The following is a 15,991-nucleotide window of genomic DNA, read 5'->3' on the forward strand; positions in this document are numbered from 1 at the left end:
TATGCTGGAACAAATGGGCATTGCTGCCAAAGCTGCGTCATACAAGCTGGCGCTGCTCTCCAGCCGCGAAAAAAATCGCGTGCTGGAAAAAATAGCCGATGAGCTGGAAGCGCAAATGGAAAGTATCCTTAGCGCTAACAAGCAGGATGTAGAACAGGCGCGTGAAAATGGTCTGAGCGAAGCGATGCTCGACCGCCTGGCACTGACCCCTGCGCGCCTGAAAGCGATTGCTGATGATGTGCGTCAGGTGTGTAATCTTGCTGACCCGGTCGGGCAGGTGATTGACGGGGGCCTGCTGGATAGCGGCCTGCGTCTCGAGCGCCGTCGCGTCCCGCTGGGCGTGATTGGCGTGATTTATGAAGCGCGTCCTAACGTTACCGTTGATGTTGCCTCCCTGTGCCTGAAAACTGGTAATGCGGCGATCCTGCGCGGCGGGAAAGAGACTTACCGGACTAACGCGGCGACCGTGGCGGTGATCCAAAAGGCGCTGGAAGCCTGCGGTTTACCCGCAGCAGCGGTGCAGTCGATCGACAACCCGGATCGCGCGCTGGTCGCTGAAATGCTGCGTATGGATAAGTACATCGATATGCTGATCCCACGCGGTGGCGCGGGCCTGCACAAGCTGTGTCGTGAGCAGTCGACTATCCCGGTCATCACCGGCGGCATAGGCGTGTGTCATATTTATGTGGATGATTCTGCTGAAATCGCTCCAGCGCTGAAGATTATCGTCAACGCCAAAACCCAGCGTCCGAGCACCTGTAATACCGTGGAGACCTTGCTGGTGCATCAGGATATCGCTGAGCGTTTCCTGCCTGCGTTAAGCCAAAAGATGGCGGAAAGCGGTGTTACGCTGCACGGCGACGAAATCGTGATGCAGGTACTGCATGGCCCGGCCAAACTGGTGCCGCTGAAACCGGAAGAGCTGGATAACGAGTTTCTGTCTTTGGATCTGAACGTTGTGGTGGTCGAAAATATGGATGGTGCTATCGCGCACATTCGCGAACACGGCACCCAGCACTCAGACGCTATCCTGACGCGCACGCTCAGCAACGCCAACCGTTTCGTGAATGAAGTTGATTCTTCTGCCGTGTACGTGAATGCTTCCACCCGTTTTACCGATGGCGCCCAGTTTGGACTGGGGGCTGAAGTGGCGGTGAGTACGCAAAAACTGCACGCGCGTGGCCCAATGGGACTTGAAGCACTGACCACATATAAGTGGATTGGCTTCGGCGACGACACCATTCGCGCGTAATTGAAACCGGGTGATGCAAAACAGGCGTTTGATTCGCAAGGCCAGTAATGCATCGCCCGGTTTGTTTTAACCTTCTTCGCCATACCTGCGTTCGTTTCAGCTCTGCGTTTTTAATCATCCGCAGCAGACTATATTTATTCATATTCTCGTTTGTGCCAGAAAAGTGAGCTAGCACAGAATTTTCCCTGTCTGGAATGAATTTTCCTGGTCTGCGGCTCACGTATTGTTCCTAACGCCCGTTCTATTAGAATCAGTCTCATTTTTATGAGGAGTTGTTGCGTGAAATCGGATATTCACAAACTTAGCATTCCTGTTGTGCCGCTCGGCAATCCGTTTCCACCCCGCCATTGTTCGCTGTGTCCAAAGGGATCGGTGATTGATCGTGATAATGAGTACAGGTTAATAGACAAAAGAAGGAAGTTTAAAGCAGGTGAGATTCTCGCTCGGCAGGATGAAACCGCTGAGATGCTTTTTGTGATTCATGAGGGGTATTGCAAGTCCAGTGTGGAATGTGGCGATAACGTTTTGATCAGCCGCTTTTATGTTCCGGGGGATATCATGGCGCTGGATGCTGTCGAAGGGAGAACGTATCTGACCACCATCAGGGCTGCAACGACTGCGGAAGTTTGCCATATCGACATCGCGCGGTTGTTCAAGGTCGCAGAGAAGGATCCTTCAGTGGCCGCAGCAGTCATCAAGTTTCTGTGCAGAGATAATGGGTTCATTGTTGAGAAATTGCGGCGTTATGCGAATAAACACGCGGAGGCCAGAATCGCCGCTTTCCTGGTGGAGTTTTACGAGATGCATTTGCGCATTGGCAGACCGGAAACGACGCTTCGATTGCCTTTTTCCCGGGAAGAAATTGCCAGTTATCTCGACCTTAAAATTGAGACCGTCAGCCGCTCATTAAAATCACTCGAACAACAGGATTTGATTACCATACATCGGGTACGTACGGTAACACTTAATAGTTACCTTGGTTTGAAAAGCTTCATCTAATTCTCTCCTTTATGCACATGATTTTTATCTGGTAATACCAGGAATATTCTTTTTATATGGAAAATTCCTGGTATTACTTGTGTGAAATAATTATCAATTCGAATATTAATCCTCCAGACTTGTGCTTTGTTTATAAGAATATTCCCCTTCAAACGAAAGTTTTATGAGAATTTTCTTGTGAAGGATAAATTTTAGCAAAATTGCAACAAAGAATAAGCATTCTGGATGAAATATGGATGTTTTGATTATCTTTATGTTTTGTAAGGATTTTGGTGTGAATTTATTTGTATGACATTTTTGATAAATATCAAAAACATAAAAAAGATGAATTGTTTGCTGTGACTTATTTGTTTGGGTGATAATTCTGGGGCGAGGCTTGTTTTGAGTAAATATCTCTTAGGAAACTTCTTAGAGGTCTTTTTTTGTGGGAAAATTCTTAGTCTTTTATAATTTCTGCGTTTCAGGGTTTGTTGAGATGTTACTTAATTCAAATGATAATTTTTGGGCGCGGCAATTCTGGCTCGCAATAATGGAACCGCTGGAGTGACTTAATAATAAGACTCGGTGGTGAGTTTGTTCTTAGGAGAAGATAAAATGAAAAAATTATTATTAGTGACCTCTCTGGCTTCTGTATTTGTTGCGGCAAATGCAATGGCGGATGTTACTGCTTCTGCAACAGCCTCGTGGGATGCGACGGCAACAAAAGATACCTCCAGCATGTTGGTTGTCACCCCGCTGAATTCTTTAACCTTTCAGTATGCGGAAGGACTGAATGGCTTCAACTCCCAGGATGGCGCATTTGATGTGACCATTCAAGGCCAGGAGACCGCCACTGATTTTGAACTGACTGCTCAGATTGTTAGCAATACTCTGACTAACGCCAGTGGCGATGCTTCTACCCTGAACGTCGGGGTGGCATGGAATGGCACCCCGCTGACTAATTCATCAGATACCGTCCTGGTCAACTCCAGCTCGACTTCTGGTCTTGAAAGCCTGATGGCTGATGGCGCTTATAATGGTGCTGCTCGTGTCAGCGATCAATCCAACTTCAAATTCACCATCGCGTCAGCGACTTCTGATGGTACCCAGGCAGTAACGGATTACTCTGCCCTGCCGGACGGCTATTGGACTGGTGATGTAAAAGTACAGTTCAATGCAACCTGGACGACTCCGTCTGCCTAAGCAATAAAGATTCGGGAGAATATTTTCTCCCGAATTTATCAGGAATGGTGTCATGAAAAAATATTTACCGGCAGCAATGTTGGTAGGGTTAGTAACATCTTTTTCCAGTTGGGCAATTAATGTCGGTGAGATTACATCGATAATGACTTCTGCTGAGAGTTCATTATCGAAAGAAATTGCCAATATGACAGATTCGGCACGTTATGTCAGTGTTTCGGTAAAACAATTGTCATCACCTTTGGCGGGTGGTATCGAAATAAAGCCTGTTAATTCTGGAGAGTTACTTTCTACACCTGCCAATCTTATTCTGCCTGGTCAGGCGAAGGATGTATTTCGTTTCTTCTATAAAGGACCTGCAGATGATGTCGAGCGTTATTATCGTCTGCAATGGATTGATGAACCGGTCACCGAGAGCGCAGAAACCCGGGCCAATAAAATGGCTGTTGCGACAGCATCCGCTGAAATTGGCACTATTTTGGTGGTGGCGCCGCGAAAGGAGCGTTTTGAATATAGCCGACATGGCGATGTTATTACCAATACCGGCAATGTTTCGTTTCGTGTGATCGCCTATGGGGCATGTAAGGATAAGGCCCGCGATCGGGGACGAGGCTGTCGCGAACGTTATTACATTATGCCGGGTACGAAAATAAAATTACAGTTTACCGACATTAGCAATAGCCGTTCACGGATCGGTATCTGGCACGGTAAACAGTTTATTACAGTGAAGTGATGGTCGATTGCAGCCATCTGTACGGGATAAATAAAAATACCGGAATGTAAGGATGCATATGACAACAAATAATATTGTCGGCGGTAGCTTTTGTCTTTTTCTTGCTCTGACACCAGGATTTTCACATGCAGCCCCAGTAAAAGTGGGTAATTACGTTATTCCCAGCGCTTTCGCCCGTTCACTGGAGCAGGGAATGACGGTGCCGGTATATATTCGCTACAACGAGACTGACGAGAAAAGTCAGCAAAAAATTGCCGATGCGGTTATTGCGCTTGTTGATGGCAATATTACCGTTAAAGCCCTGACGCTTGCTGAATTGCCCAATAATGCGGTGCTCTCTGAGAAAACCCGCGCGATGGTGGAAAAAATTCGTGATGTGAAATTTCATGACAACACGAAAATTGAACTGTCAGATGATGTGCGCCTGCAACTCAATGTCTCTTCATTTCACCTGGAGATGATCGTCAGCAAAGATGCATTAACTGAAGCGATTGTCGCACGTAGCAGTCTGCTCGGGCCTTCCAGCGTAGAGACGCTCTCCAACATCCTGAATTATAACTTCGGCACTTACTACAACGACTATCGTAACGGCAGTAGCACCCGCAGTTATCTGACGATGGACAATACAACATCGCTACGTGAACACCACATCAACATTAACGGTTCGTTTTACGGCATAGGCGACAGCAATGGCACCAGTAAACTCTATCGGGCGATGTATGAGCGCGATTATAACGGGTATCGACTGGCGCTCGGGATGCTTGACACCTGGAATGTCCAGTCTATTGCCAGCCTGAATGCGTTGAATGGCGGTAAAATTTACGGCGTGAGCTACGGAAACAAAGGAAATACGGTGGTTGAAAACACCGCGCTTTCACTCACGCCGATTACCGTATTTTTGCCAGCAGCTGGCGAGGTTCATGTCTTTCGTGACGGACGATTGCTCAGCGTGCAGAACTTTAATATGGGCAGCTATGAAATTGATACCAGTCGTTTTCCGTATGGAGTTTATGACGTCACGGTAGATATCGTGGTCAATGGCCGGACGATTAATAGTCGTATCAGCCGGGTTAATAAAATCTTTGCCCGCCAGCAGGCTGCTGGAATTGATCAGCTCTCGTGGCAGTTTTTTGGCGGCTCACTGGATTATGATCGGGTGAGCTATAAGCGTAACCATTATCGTGATTTGGGCAGCGAGCAGACATGGATTGCCGGCGGGGCCGCATCGGTAACGCTGGCGATATTGTCGGGGTTAGGTCTGAAGTCGACGATCTACGGTTTTGACAACAATGCGGTCAATGAAACGGATGTCACACTCAATGTGAATGAATACGTCAGCATTGGCGCTCAGACGCTGGTAGCGAACGATTCGTCATGGCGAAACATCAGTAACATTAATCTCAATGTGCCTGAGGGGTATGGTTCTCTTTGGGCATCTCGTGAAGACAGTAAAATTGGCGATCGTCTGCCGGTGCAGGAACGTGACAATTATTCTATTGGCGGCACGCTGAACCTCGGAAAGTTTATTCCTCATGGCGGTTCGCTCACCGTGAGTCAGACGGAGAATCGTTATTCCGGCAATAAATACCGTAACCTTGATTACAGCACTACTCTATATTCTGGCAGGTATGCCTCGGTTGGACTGCGTGCTGGGATCCAGCGTTATTACTACAACAACCGAAATGACGATGGGAGACAGGAACGTTATGTCAGCCTGGATTTATCGTTGCCGTTGGCTTCCTGGCTGAGCATGGGGGTCTCCCGGGATCGCTATGGCAGCACCCAGGGGAATCTCAGCGCGCGCAAGCAGTATGCTGAAGGTCCCATTAAATCGGTCGGCCTGGCGGCGTCAACCCGTCTGAGTGGTGAACAATATTACGACAACAATTATTCGATAAATGGCAATCTGAGTTATGACACGAAATATAACGCCGGTACCGTATCGGTAACGCGTTCCGCGGATAACTCCACCAATATGAACTTCTCTTCTCAAGGCTCTCTGGCGTGGGCTGGCAAAGACTTCGGTCTGAGTAAAGAGAGGCAGCGGTCTGGTGTCATCGTGAAAACAGATTTGACCGGCGAGGGGAAACTGGCTGCGAAGATTAATAATCGTAATTATCTTCTCAGCGGTAAATCCAATTTCATTGCACTCCCGCCCTATGCTCAATACAAGCTGGAGATCCTCAATGATAAGAACTCTGAGGACAGCTTCGATATTGTTTCAGGACGCAAACAGGAACTGACGCTTTATCCGGGGAACGTTGGCGTTATTAACCCTGAAATTAAAAGCATGGTCACCGTGTTCGGGCGTATTCGCTACCCTGATGGGCAATTGGCTGCAAATACCGATATTCATAACCATATTGGTAAAACGCGCACGGATGAAAAGGGTGAGTTTGCTATCGATATTGATAAAAAATATCCGGTCATCACGTTAATTTCAGCCAATGGCAGCGTATGTGAAGCCGATCTTGATCTGGAAAAAGCACGCGGCGCAGCGTGGGTTGGTGAGGTGAAATGCGCAACGCAAACCACCATGGCACAGAGGTAATAAAATGAAAGTATTAATTAAGTGGGTTATTTTAATCTGTGCCGTGGGGAGCTTTACGCCTTTGCCTGTTTTAGCTTTGAAGGCCTCCTCGTCCGGCTCTGTCAGCAATAATTATTTATTTATTGAAAATGCCATCGATGGTGAATATTTTATTACCCCATCGGCGCTTGATCCGCGCTTCAGCGGGTCAAACACGTGGATAAAATACGGTACCTCGCAGGTCAGCCTCGGATATTTAGGTTTTGTGGGCTGGACTGCACCCGGAAATTATTATCAGGATATGTGGATTGATAACTCCCCGATTAATGGACCTTTCCGGGGAATTCGTTGTTATAGCGGCACACAGTGCCCATCGACCGGGTTTATTGCCGGGCAAGGAACTGACAATAATGGTTTTTATCATGCACAGGTGGGATCTGTCGCAGGCGTTGTTGGCGGAGCCTACGGATTCGCCTCCCTGACAGATACTGCCTATGAGTATTTTCGCAATGTATCTACCGGTAGCAGCGAAACCTACGTATTCAACCGCTGCTATACTTCTGTAAATTATGATTATTCTTCCGGACAGCGATGCAAAGACCAGTCGACTGGATTATGGAATTACGTTAATTACACGTTGACCAAACGCGGGCATCTGTCACTTGAATCGACTAATGCGTTTCAGGAACTTTGGGTTGCCAGCGACGGAACGCCGAGCATCACCAAAGACTCTGGTTATTGTGAGCTTGGCGTGGTGGGCGGCACCGATGGTGTGATTTGCAAGATGGTGAGTTATAACCTGCAACAAACGGCTAATCTGACCGCCTCTCTGACGTTTCGAGCTTATGTTGACACGGCGATGCTTGGTTTTACGCCCGGAGCGACCACCGTGAGATACTCCGGGAATGGTTCAAACTGGTATAACTATGGTACTTCAACGGCGTATTACAACGTTTTTACCACGTCTGGGGAGTATATTTATATTTTTCTGTCGAAAGCATTTCTGAAAAATCTCGTCGATTCAGGAATCAGCATTACTAATAGTCAACCGTTTACTTTTGGTTTTTATAATGGCTTAACACCAGAGTCTGGATATTACCAGTTTACACCTTCGCTGCAGCTTAATATTGTGCCGAAGGAGTATGGGATCAGTATTATCTCTGCGAATAATACTACTTCTGCAAGCGGCAGCGGTACGATTGGCGATGCCGCTCCGATTGAGATGGATTACACCGTAACCGTCTCCGGACCCCGTCAGGCCGATAGCATTACCGCCCAGGTTATTGGGGATAGTACAACGATAAACAATGTGCCTTATTGCCTGTTTACCTCTACGCAAGGAGGACTATCCGTCCCAATTCCCGCCTTTCTTCAGTACAACAGTCAGTCGGGGGGCGTGGTGCAGAAACGAAACAGCTGTAGTGAGGCGGCAATCAACATGAGCGATGCGCAGTGGCAACAGACGCCCTGGGACGCAAATAACAACGATGATGGAAGCTACTATGCCACTGATTTGAAATTGCTTTTCCCAATGAATGATTCACGTTCGCTGTTAACCGTTTCTGGTGCGGACTGGGAAGGTGTCGTCAGTGCCAGTGGAGAGATAAAAGTCACGGCGAATTGGGTGGGAGTCACGCCATGAATCGCTGCCATTTGGCACTTAGATGGGTATTTGTCTTGCTGTCTGCGCTGGCTGCATGCTCTGTACAGGCTGTTTATCTGGAATCAACTATTTATGAGATGCCATCGGATAAATCGTTTATCAGTAAACGAATCTATAACGATAGCCAGAAACAGAATTTGTACAGTATTAGCGCAGTAAAAATTGATAAACCGGGGCCAGGAGGTGAAAACAGAAGCGCTATTGCCGAAGGCGAACTTTTATTTACACCACTGAATTTTTCACTGGCACCGCAGGCGAGCGAATTTTTTAAGATTTTCTACCGTGGTCCACAGGATGATAAGGAACGTTATTATCGAATTCTGTTTCGCGAAATGCCGATAACGCTGCTTACCCAGCGCAATCAAGGGAAAGGCGGAGCGGCGCTCCCGGTAATCGCCATGGATACCATACTGGTTGTTCGTCCGAGAAAAATCAATCTGGCATACTCGGTTGATGAGAGAAACGGGACACTGAAAAACACCGGGAATACTTTTTTTAAGGTCATCGTACACCGGGGGTGCCATTCAACAGATGATGAAGCCATTATGCGTTATGTGTTACCCGGGGAAACCTGGCATAGTAGTGAACTAAAAACACAAAACAGAAAATTTATAGTTGCTTTGCAGAAATATTTACCTGTGGGGCAGGGGTGCTTCAGAATGAATCAATAGTATGTATCTTTATAAAATACAGTCATAAGTTCAGAATAGATAAAATTTTTTCCATTCGTACACAATATACGTTATTTTTGAAATGGATTGTATGAAAGTGTAATGAATGATCAGTTTGAGTAAGATTCCACCAGAAAAACTGAGATATCTTGATATTACAGATTGGCCGTGCAGCTATCGTCAAAAAATTAAATGATAATGTTCCTGATGATATTACTGAGTAGCTCATGTTAAGCCAGTTTTTTTTCTAATGAAATGTGATCCATATCGCTGGAAATGGTTATGGGATAAGAATTTTATGACATGCGCACAGGGTTTGTCTGGCAGAATAATTTTTTTAGTTACATATGTTGTCGTTTTTTGATTTTATGGTTTTATATTTTGACTTGCTGTCAACGTGAGCGATTTTATTTGTGCCGCTTAGGAATCAGGAATATTCCTTTTTCAGTGTTTAAAAGGCCTTGCTATTTTACGGGGATACTCATATGGACAGTTGTGATTATAAATTCCTAACCTGCATGAGATGACTTATGGAAAAAGTTAACTCACGCGCCGCCTTATAATTATTGGAGGTTAAAGGTGTTGTACATGCTCTCGTGCATAAAACGAGGGGCCTGCTATGCCATAAATTAAAGTTGGTGATAACTATGAATACGAAAAAGGTTTTTCTTCTCAGTTATGATATTTTCCTTTTCTCAGGAATAAAAGCGTGGTTGCCAAATCTGGTGCTGGTTGATGCGCGATCATTTATTTCTGGTACTCAGTCAATTATTCCACGGTATCCATCCTGTTTGCTGATTATCGATAATCGGTTACCATTATTCCTTGTCAGGAAATGGTTTCAACGAAATAGCACACAGTTTATCAATATAAACTGTATTGTTCTGCGGATGAATGAAACGCGTTCTGTTAATCGAGGGTACGAAGAGTATGCATTCATTAATGGACGGGAATTATCGGAACAGTTGATTTTTCAGCTAAGAGCCAATTTGATGGCCCCCATTGAAGTTGTGGAAGTCACTAAAGGTTCAACGATGTTTACTTTTCATTTGTCTGAATTTGAAGAGGAAATGCTGTATGCATCATTTACAAAAGAAAAATTGCACGATTTTTGTATTGCTAACTCGCTAACCATTAAATCAGTGTATAGATACCGGGAACGAATTACCGCTCGTCTGGGGTTTTCACATTTTAATGAAACTATCATTTTTTTAACCAGAAATAATTTATTGCATGATGGTTGTCCGACGAACAGTCATTCTGGTGAAAATTTAATATACGGCGATGCATATGATATCTCAGACTCTGGTCGACTGAGTATGGCAATAAGGAATGAAGAAATCATTCCTTATTTTCAACCCATCGTAAATATCAATGGGGATGTCTGTGGTGTTGAGGTTTTAGCTCGCTGGCCACATGGGCATAACTATGCAATTTCTCAACGTGAGTTTATACCACTGGCTGAAAAAAGTGGCTTAATGAATGAGTTAACGAGCTATTTAATGACTACCGTCGCGCGTAATCTGGTCGATGGAAGTGAGGATATCAATAAAACTCTATTTGTCTCTTTTAATGTCAGTCCATCAGGTTTAAGTAATCCCGTTTTCTATTGGGAATGCCTTAACTTTATGGAGATAACACAAAGGCTACCGATTCAATTGATGATTGAAATAACCGAAAACCAGACGCTCACTATTACTCCTGCCATCAAAGAGCTGATACGATCGCTGCGAAACAAAGGAGTTTTGTTTGCTTTAGATGATTTTGGGACAGGATATGCTAACCTTTGCTATCTCAATGAGTTAGACCTGGATGTTATAAAAATTGATAAAACTTTCATCAAGGCTATTAAAGATGTTGAGCAACATATCCCTATGCTCGAGTCAATCATTCACCTTTCTGGACTCCTGGGATTACGTATGGTGGCGGAGGGGGTTGAACATGGTTATCAGCAGCAATGGTTAGGAAAAAATAATGTTGATTACCTACAGGGTTATCAATTTTTACCGCCAGTGATGTTTGATGATTTTATGCGTTTTTACAAGCAGTCGGTAGGTCTATTTGAATCAGCGCCGGATTCCACTTTCTCAGCATGAAACCTGACGGGAACATCAGGGGCGTATGCCTCTGATGCCAGTATTTTTGCCGAGGTTAGTACTACAGAGTCTGCCTGGTGAAGGCGATAGCCTGTTGTGAGTGAAACATCGTTTGTCTATGTGTTTTTTACAGGGTATTTATAGCGGTATCAGCGTTCATCAAGCCGGTTCAGTCGTTATGCGCCATTTCCTGCAAAAATTAAGAGTCTGGTTTCCGCCACCACTCATCTTAGTACTTTTCCTCGCAGCGGATGCGATGACGGCGAGCCCACGTTTCATATTCGGTGCGGTGAATATCGTGATCAGCGCATTACTGACCAGCGTCAGTCTGTGGGTGATACTGCATACCGCGTGGCAAATGCTAATGAAACGCACGACGCTGAACCCGCTTCATACGGAAAGAACGACCACGCTTGTTACCGAAGGTTGTTACGCCTGGAGCCGCAACCCTATTTACCTTGGAATGAGCGGACTCCAGTTGGCCTTCGCTTTCTGCGTCGGCAGCCTCGCCGGGATACTGGCTGTACCATTATTTATGCTGGTGATAGCCAGATTGCATATCGATTTTGAAGAAGAACAGTTGCGAAAACATTTCGGGCCGGAATGGGAACGATATGAGCAACGGGTTCGTCGTTGGCTATAGTCATAACCAACCGTGTACAAGCGTTCTTGTGTTGACACGATTCGTGCGTAATTGAAAGCGGATGATGCAAAAATAGGCGTTTGATTCACAAGGCCATTGACGCATCGCCCGGTTAGTTTTAACCTTCTACCCCGTGTTCACATTCGTGGACATGTCCTTTTCAGGGCCGATATAGCTCAGTTGGTAGAGCAGCGCATTCGTAATGCGAAGGTCGTAGGTTCGACTCCTATTATCGGCACCAGTACCCATGCGGCTTCACCCGATATTCACCAAGTCTGCAAACGTGCCTTGTGCCATATTTGTGCCATTTCCTGCCAGAAATGAGTCAATTTGCATCGCATGTTGCGTCAGGTGATTCGGTGCCAAGTGAGCATATCGCTGAACCATTTCAATACTCTCCCAACCTCCCATTTCCTGAAGCGCTGATAGAGGAACGCCGGACTGCACAAGCCAGCTAGCCCAGGTGTGCCGTAAATCATGGAAACGGAAGTTTTCAATTCCGGCTCTTCTTAACGCAGCCCTCCACGCTGTGTTAGCATCGCTCCTCATCTTCCTGACCTCTTTAGTCCTTGTTCCATCCGGACGAACAGATGATTCAGTGTGAACGAACACCCATCGATTGTGCTTTCCTACCTGATCGCGTAATACCCTGCATGCAGAATCATTAAGGGCGACCCCAATCGCCCTGCCTGTCAGCCTGTTATGGTTTGTTATGCCTTACTAGGGAAAACTAGGGGGAAAGTGTCAACCGCTACCGCTTCAGAAAACTTCAGGTACACGAACTCGTGAAGGGGAGGTGTTAAGCACACCCGCTCTGCAACCATCCTCGAGCCTCTTTCAGATCGCTGTTCTGGTTTGCCCGGACGCTGGCGTTCAGATTGAGTTGTCAAAAGTTGTCACCCACCGGCAGCGCAAGTGGGGATTTTTGGCAGAACGCGCTCTAAGTTACAGTTGCATCATTTGGTATGTTTGATTTGAGCAGTTCACAGGTAAGTTACTATCGAGTATAAAAAAGTTCTTAGTTCAGTGGACATGATAGGTTAGGAAATACGCATGATGCGCGTTTTTAGTGATGAGTGAAGTAAGATGTGAAGATTACAACTTACATCTCGTAAGGCAATCAAGTTATGGTATAAACTAATGTATTGATATGATACCGGCTTATAACTGGTTGTAGTGCTTATAGAATTATATGATTACTGAACAAAAAAGGAGTTTTAAATGTTTGAGTTTCAGTTTAGTTACTTCACCAAAGGGCAATTTATTGATAATTCCCCAGAAAGTATATTTCCTTTAATTACTGCATTTGAAAACAAGTTTTTACCAAGCTTTGCCGATGAAATAACTCCAATGGGGGTTCGGAAAGTTATCCGTATTGTTGGCATTAATGAGTTTGAAAATATTTCTGTTTTGTTTGCATCTGAAGCTGTAAATATAAACATGCTTTACAGAGACACTAAACCTGAAAATGCCGATGTTATCAAAAGGCTTGATTTTATAACAAATGCACTTTCAAAAGTTAAGGCAGGTGCTAAGGCTTGGCGTCTTGCTTCAATTGTTACTTCAATTGAGCGTGTAACGCCTGAAAATAATGAAAAAATGTACGCCAAATTCTTTAATGATGATTATCAGGGTAACTTTTTCGAATGGAATACCAGAAGAGCCAAAAGAGAACAGCATGGCAGTGAAATTTTTAATGTCGTCGCTACTACCAGCCGTGGCCCTGTAATGAACTCGAATAGCCCAAGTGAAACTTTTGACGCAATAGTCATCCAGTTAGATGTTAACACTGTTCCTGAGAACTCTTTAGATCGATTCGCAATCTCTAGCGAGCACTTTGGGCAACTTGTTGATATAGCAAGAGAAAATGTCGATTATCTTTTAGGTTGAGGTAATTTATGACTCATATCGACACAAAAAATAATTGGGTTCAAGATAAAAGTGCTAATGTAGGTTCTACCTATAATAAAGTAGTGCTCAATTATTTTAATAAATATTATTTTAGCGAAGATGATAACAAAAACACATCTACAAATTTGAGTACTTATGTAGAGTACGCAGATAGTAGTGCTTTAGAATCCAAAGCAAAAAATGCCGATGACTTAGAAAAAATAATGTCATTTGTGTATAAAATGCTGTTGACCGAAGATTTTGGTTATGGGGATAATCCACAACTAAAATATGTTGTGGAGAATATATTTAGAAAAAGTAAGTCCGAAGCACAAATGTCATTCATCAATATGGCAACCAGAAAAGTGTATGTTTCTGACAGCGTGACAATTGAAAAGTTTTTTGCTCTTTTGATGTCTCTTGATGAATCAGATATTGAAGGTATTGTGCTGACTATCATCCAAATGTTTTTGTCACATAAAGATATTAGCGCTGCGGAAGGTGCATTATCTTTATTAGACAAATATGGAAAGGATAGAGATGCTTTGGAGATAGCGAAACAGATAAGAAAATTCGATTACGGTTTTCTTAATGAATATAAAGAAAAAGTTATTAGCAATCTTAAGCAGCATATAAAAGAGTGAGTTGATAATGGCAATTTATATTAGGAAAATTACTAAATCTAAGTGGGATTGGATGAATCCAATTAGCCACAATGTTGCCCCCCAAGATCTTGGAACTGATGGTGTAACGAATTGCTGTAAAACCTCTGGAAATACTTTATCTATCTGGAAAATTGATAGTGAAAGTTTAGTGAGTGACGATGATAAAAAAGTCGTAGCCACGTTGGTGACAAATGGCGGAAGCCTATCATCAATTGATTGTATCTTTTTGAGTGATGAAGACTTTAACGTCTGCGGTCTTTCAGTAGATCAAAAAGACGGCGATTCACTGATTTCTGATGTAAAATCAAGGCATTACAATATTGTAAACCTCAATATGAGTAGCGTCAGTGCTCTTGGTTTATTAATAAAAAAGAAAGTTTCAGGTGTTAAAACTGGAGAGGAAATAACGCAAAAAACTCAACTTAAAAAAATTGATGTCGGAAGTATAAAATCGTATATTAAACAATTTATCCCTCAAAATACTGCTGAAGCAGAAACTCTAAAACTTAAAAGTGGTTTTAGCAAAATATACGATTAGTATTATTTTTTTCAAAGTCATAATGGCTACATATGTAAAAGATCGCTTAGCAAGCGATCTTTTACTCAAAGGCTTTAATATCCTTTTGGTGCTAAACCGCAGTGTGTAGAGTACGCCATGTCAAAAGATTAAGTTAAGCAAAAACCTGCGGCGCAAAGGTGTAGACCTCTATCTTTGAGTTCTCAGAAGATACAAATTGCGATATCACCGACATATCCTGGTAAAAAAGAAGAGCAGAAAATTTCTCTCCAGCCCTTGCTGTATCTGGTGGCTCATTGCTGGAGTAGAGCTAGCTACTAAGCGATTATGAGTAAAGTTAGGTATTGTTACATGAGTCTTCTATAACTTAGAAATGCGACCAAATAGGTATTTCGTAAGCGTGTGAAAACCACGGAAAACCTTTATGCGATCTGATGTCGGAGAAGAAAATCTTATGGGGGTACTTTTGGGGGTATCAATAAAAGTCTAAAATGGAAAATCACATGTAATTCAATAGGTTTTATGGTTATGTACTGTTCCTATTATCGCACCATTTCAAGTCATTACGTCCTCCGGCCTTTAAGAAAACCACGTTTCTCCTCTCGCGCCGCACGCATACTTTTTGACTCGGGTTAAAGATTTGAACTGCTTTTGGGTTCTGAGCCTGTCGAGTTCACGCCGATAACAGAATTACCGGATAAAGACTTCTTCAGGCTACGTTCGCGTAATAGATAAACGCGAGCTTGTTGCCGTCCGGATCGCGTACGTAGGCGCTGTAAAATCCCTGACCATACTGCGGCCTATGACCCGGCGCGCCTTCATCTGTGCCGCCCAGGCTGAGCGCGAGGGTGTGCAACTGCTCAATATGTTCGACGGAACGCGCATTCAGCGCCACCATCGTGCCATTACCAACGCTGGCAGGTTGTCGATCAAAGGGGCTGCCGATGCACAGCCCAACGGTGTGGTTGCTGTTGAATGTTCCCCACGACGCCCCTTCTTCATTACGCCCGGCCTGCGGTTGCCCAAGCAGTTCCATTAGCGGATCGTAAAACTGAATGGCGCGCGGGAGATTGTTGGTACCTAACATAATGTAAGAAAACATACTTTCCCTCATATTCATGATGCCAGGAGTCTCAGTGGCTTTCCTGTCGTG

General features: G+C 44.4%; 13 protein-coding genes, 1 tRNA gene and 1 pseudogene. 13 read left to right on the forward strand and 2 right to left on the reverse strand.

The features are described from left to right. Position 1: 1 nt before the first annotated feature. The 10 genes from proA to FDW96_RS18110 all read left to right on the forward strand — a co-directional run bounded on the left by proA (position 2) and on the right by FDW96_RS18110 (position 12,007). The gene (gene proA / locus FDW96_RS18065) at positions 2-1,252 is read left to right on the forward strand and encodes a glutamate-5-semialdehyde dehydrogenase (protein ID WP_061383056.1); all 1,251 of its coding nucleotides are present in this window, start codon (positions 2-4) and stop codon (positions 1,250-1,252) included. Positions 1,253-1,531: 279 nt separating this feature from the next. Further along, positions 1,532-2,251: a Crp/Fnr family transcriptional regulator gene (locus FDW96_RS18070; RefSeq protein ID WP_042310374.1), complete on the forward strand. Its 720-nt coding sequence runs from the start codon at positions 1,532-1,534 to the stop codon at positions 2,249-2,251. 594 nt (positions 2,252-2,845) lie between these two features. Further along, the gene (locus FDW96_RS18075; RefSeq protein ID WP_042310373.1) at positions 2,846-3,433 is read left to right on the forward strand and encodes a common pilus major fimbrillin subunit EcpA; all 588 of its coding nucleotides are present in this window, start codon (positions 2,846-2,848) and stop codon (positions 3,431-3,433) included. A 52-nt stretch (positions 3,434-3,485) separates the two neighbouring features. Next, a complete protein-coding gene (locus FDW96_RS18080; RefSeq protein WP_137366082.1) occupies positions 3,486-4,163 on the forward strand; it encodes a hypothetical protein in 678 nt (225 codons plus the stop codon). Between the two features lie 58 nt (positions 4,164-4,221). Further along, positions 4,222-6,714 carry a CS1-pili formation C-terminal domain-containing protein gene (locus FDW96_RS18085; protein ID WP_137366083.1) on the forward strand — a complete coding sequence of 831 codons (2,493 nt, stop codon included), beginning with the start codon at positions 4,222-4,224 and terminating at the stop codon, positions 6,712-6,714. A 4-nt stretch (positions 6,715-6,718) separates the two neighbouring features. After that, positions 6,719-8,335, forward strand: a complete 1,617-nt coding sequence (locus FDW96_RS18090) for a fimbrial protein (protein WP_137366084.1) — start codon at positions 6,719-6,721, stop codon at positions 8,333-8,335. Continuing rightward, positions 8,332-9,027, forward strand: coding sequence for a fimbria/pilus periplasmic chaperone (locus tag FDW96_RS18095; RefSeq protein WP_137366085.1), 696 nt, complete (start codon positions 8,332-8,334; stop codon positions 9,025-9,027). The genes FDW96_RS18090 and FDW96_RS18095 overlap by 4 nt, the downstream gene beginning before the upstream one ends. 647 nt (positions 9,028-9,674) lie before the next feature. Continuing rightward, positions 9,675-11,123, forward strand: coding sequence for an EAL domain-containing protein (locus tag FDW96_RS18100; RefSeq protein ID WP_137366086.1), 1,449 nt, complete (start codon positions 9,675-9,677; stop codon positions 11,121-11,123). A gap of 178 nt (positions 11,124-11,301) precedes the next feature. Then, positions 11,302-11,766, forward strand: coding sequence for an isoprenylcysteine carboxylmethyltransferase family protein (locus FDW96_RS18105; RefSeq protein WP_137366312.1), 465 nt, complete (start codon positions 11,302-11,304; stop codon positions 11,764-11,766). A 165-nt stretch (positions 11,767-11,931) separates the two neighbouring features. Then, a tRNA-Thr gene (locus FDW96_RS18110) sits at positions 11,932-12,007 on the forward strand. 14 nt (positions 12,008-12,021) lie between these two features. On the opposite strand, the pseudogene FDW96_RS18115 reads toward FDW96_RS18110, so the two are convergent. Continuing rightward, a pseudogene (locus tag FDW96_RS18115) lies at positions 12,022-12,459 on the reverse strand (tyrosine-type recombinase/integrase); the annotation flags it as partial. Positions 12,460-12,987: 528 nt separating this feature from the next. Between FDW96_RS18115 and FDW96_RS18120 the strand changes: the two are divergent. Genes FDW96_RS18120 through FDW96_RS18130 form a run of 3 tightly spaced genes read left to right on the forward strand, consistent with a single transcriptional unit; the run spans position 12,988 to position 14,859 of the window. Further along, positions 12,988-13,656, forward strand: coding sequence for a hypothetical protein (locus FDW96_RS18120; protein WP_137366087.1), 669 nt, complete (start codon positions 12,988-12,990; stop codon positions 13,654-13,656). Between the two features lie 8 nt (positions 13,657-13,664). Continuing rightward, entirely contained in the window at positions 13,665-14,300 is a 636-nt protein-coding gene (locus tag FDW96_RS18125) for a hypothetical protein (RefSeq protein WP_137366088.1), read from the forward strand. Between the two features lie 7 nt (positions 14,301-14,307). Further along, entirely contained in the window at positions 14,308-14,859 is a 552-nt protein-coding gene (locus FDW96_RS18130) for a hypothetical protein (RefSeq protein WP_131797670.1), read from the forward strand. Positions 14,860-15,547: 688 nt separating this feature from the next. Here the strand turns inward: FDW96_RS18130 and FDW96_RS18135 are convergent. Further along, the gene (locus tag FDW96_RS18135) at positions 15,548-15,940 is read right to left on the reverse strand and encodes a VOC family protein (protein WP_042310362.1); all 393 of its coding nucleotides are present in this window, start codon (positions 15,938-15,940) and stop codon (positions 15,548-15,550) included. Positions 15,941-15,991 lie beyond the last annotated feature (51 nt).

The sequence above is a fragment of the Citrobacter sp. TBCS-15 genome, from assembly GCF_005280815.1.
In the GTDB taxonomy this organism is placed as follows: Bacteria; Pseudomonadota; Gammaproteobacteria; order Enterobacterales; family Enterobacteriaceae; genus Citrobacter; species Citrobacter werkmanii.

Excerpts from the sequence above, each read along its gene's own strand:
- proA (WP_061383056.1), top strand. The coding sequence starts at position 2 with ATGCTGGAACAAATGGGCATTGCTGCCAAAGCTGCGTCATACAAGCTG.
- FDW96_RS18075 (WP_042310373.1), top strand. The coding sequence starts at position 2,846 with ATGAAAAAATTATTATTAGTGACCTCTCTGGCTTCTGTATTTGTTGCG.
- FDW96_RS18080 (WP_137366082.1), top strand. The coding sequence starts at position 3,486 with ATGAAAAAATATTTACCGGCAGCAATGTTGGTAGGGTTAGTAACATCT.
- FDW96_RS18085 (WP_137366083.1), top strand. The coding sequence starts at position 4,222 with ATGACAACAAATAATATTGTCGGCGGTAGCTTTTGTCTTTTTCTTGCT.
- FDW96_RS18090 (WP_137366084.1), top strand. The coding sequence starts at position 6,719 with ATGAAAGTATTAATTAAGTGGGTTATTTTAATCTGTGCCGTGGGGAGC.
- FDW96_RS18095 (WP_137366085.1), top strand. The coding sequence starts at position 8,332 with ATGAATCGCTGCCATTTGGCACTTAGATGGGTATTTGTCTTGCTGTCT.
- FDW96_RS18100 (WP_137366086.1), top strand. The coding sequence starts at position 9,675 with ATGAATACGAAAAAGGTTTTTCTTCTCAGTTATGATATTTTCCTTTTC.
- FDW96_RS18105 (WP_137366312.1), top strand. The coding sequence starts at position 11,302 with ATGCGCCATTTCCTGCAAAAATTAAGAGTCTGGTTTCCGCCACCACTC.
- FDW96_RS18120 (WP_137366087.1), top strand. The coding sequence starts at position 12,988 with ATGTTTGAGTTTCAGTTTAGTTACTTCACCAAAGGGCAATTTATTGAT.
- FDW96_RS18125 (WP_137366088.1), top strand. The coding sequence starts at position 13,665 with ATGACTCATATCGACACAAAAAATAATTGGGTTCAAGATAAAAGTGCT.
- FDW96_RS18130 (WP_131797670.1), top strand. The coding sequence starts at position 14,308 with ATGGCAATTTATATTAGGAAAATTACTAAATCTAAGTGGGATTGGATG.
- FDW96_RS18135 (WP_042310362.1), bottom strand. The coding sequence starts at position 15,940 with ATGTTTTCTTACATTATGTTAGGTACCAACAATCTCCCGCGCGCCATT.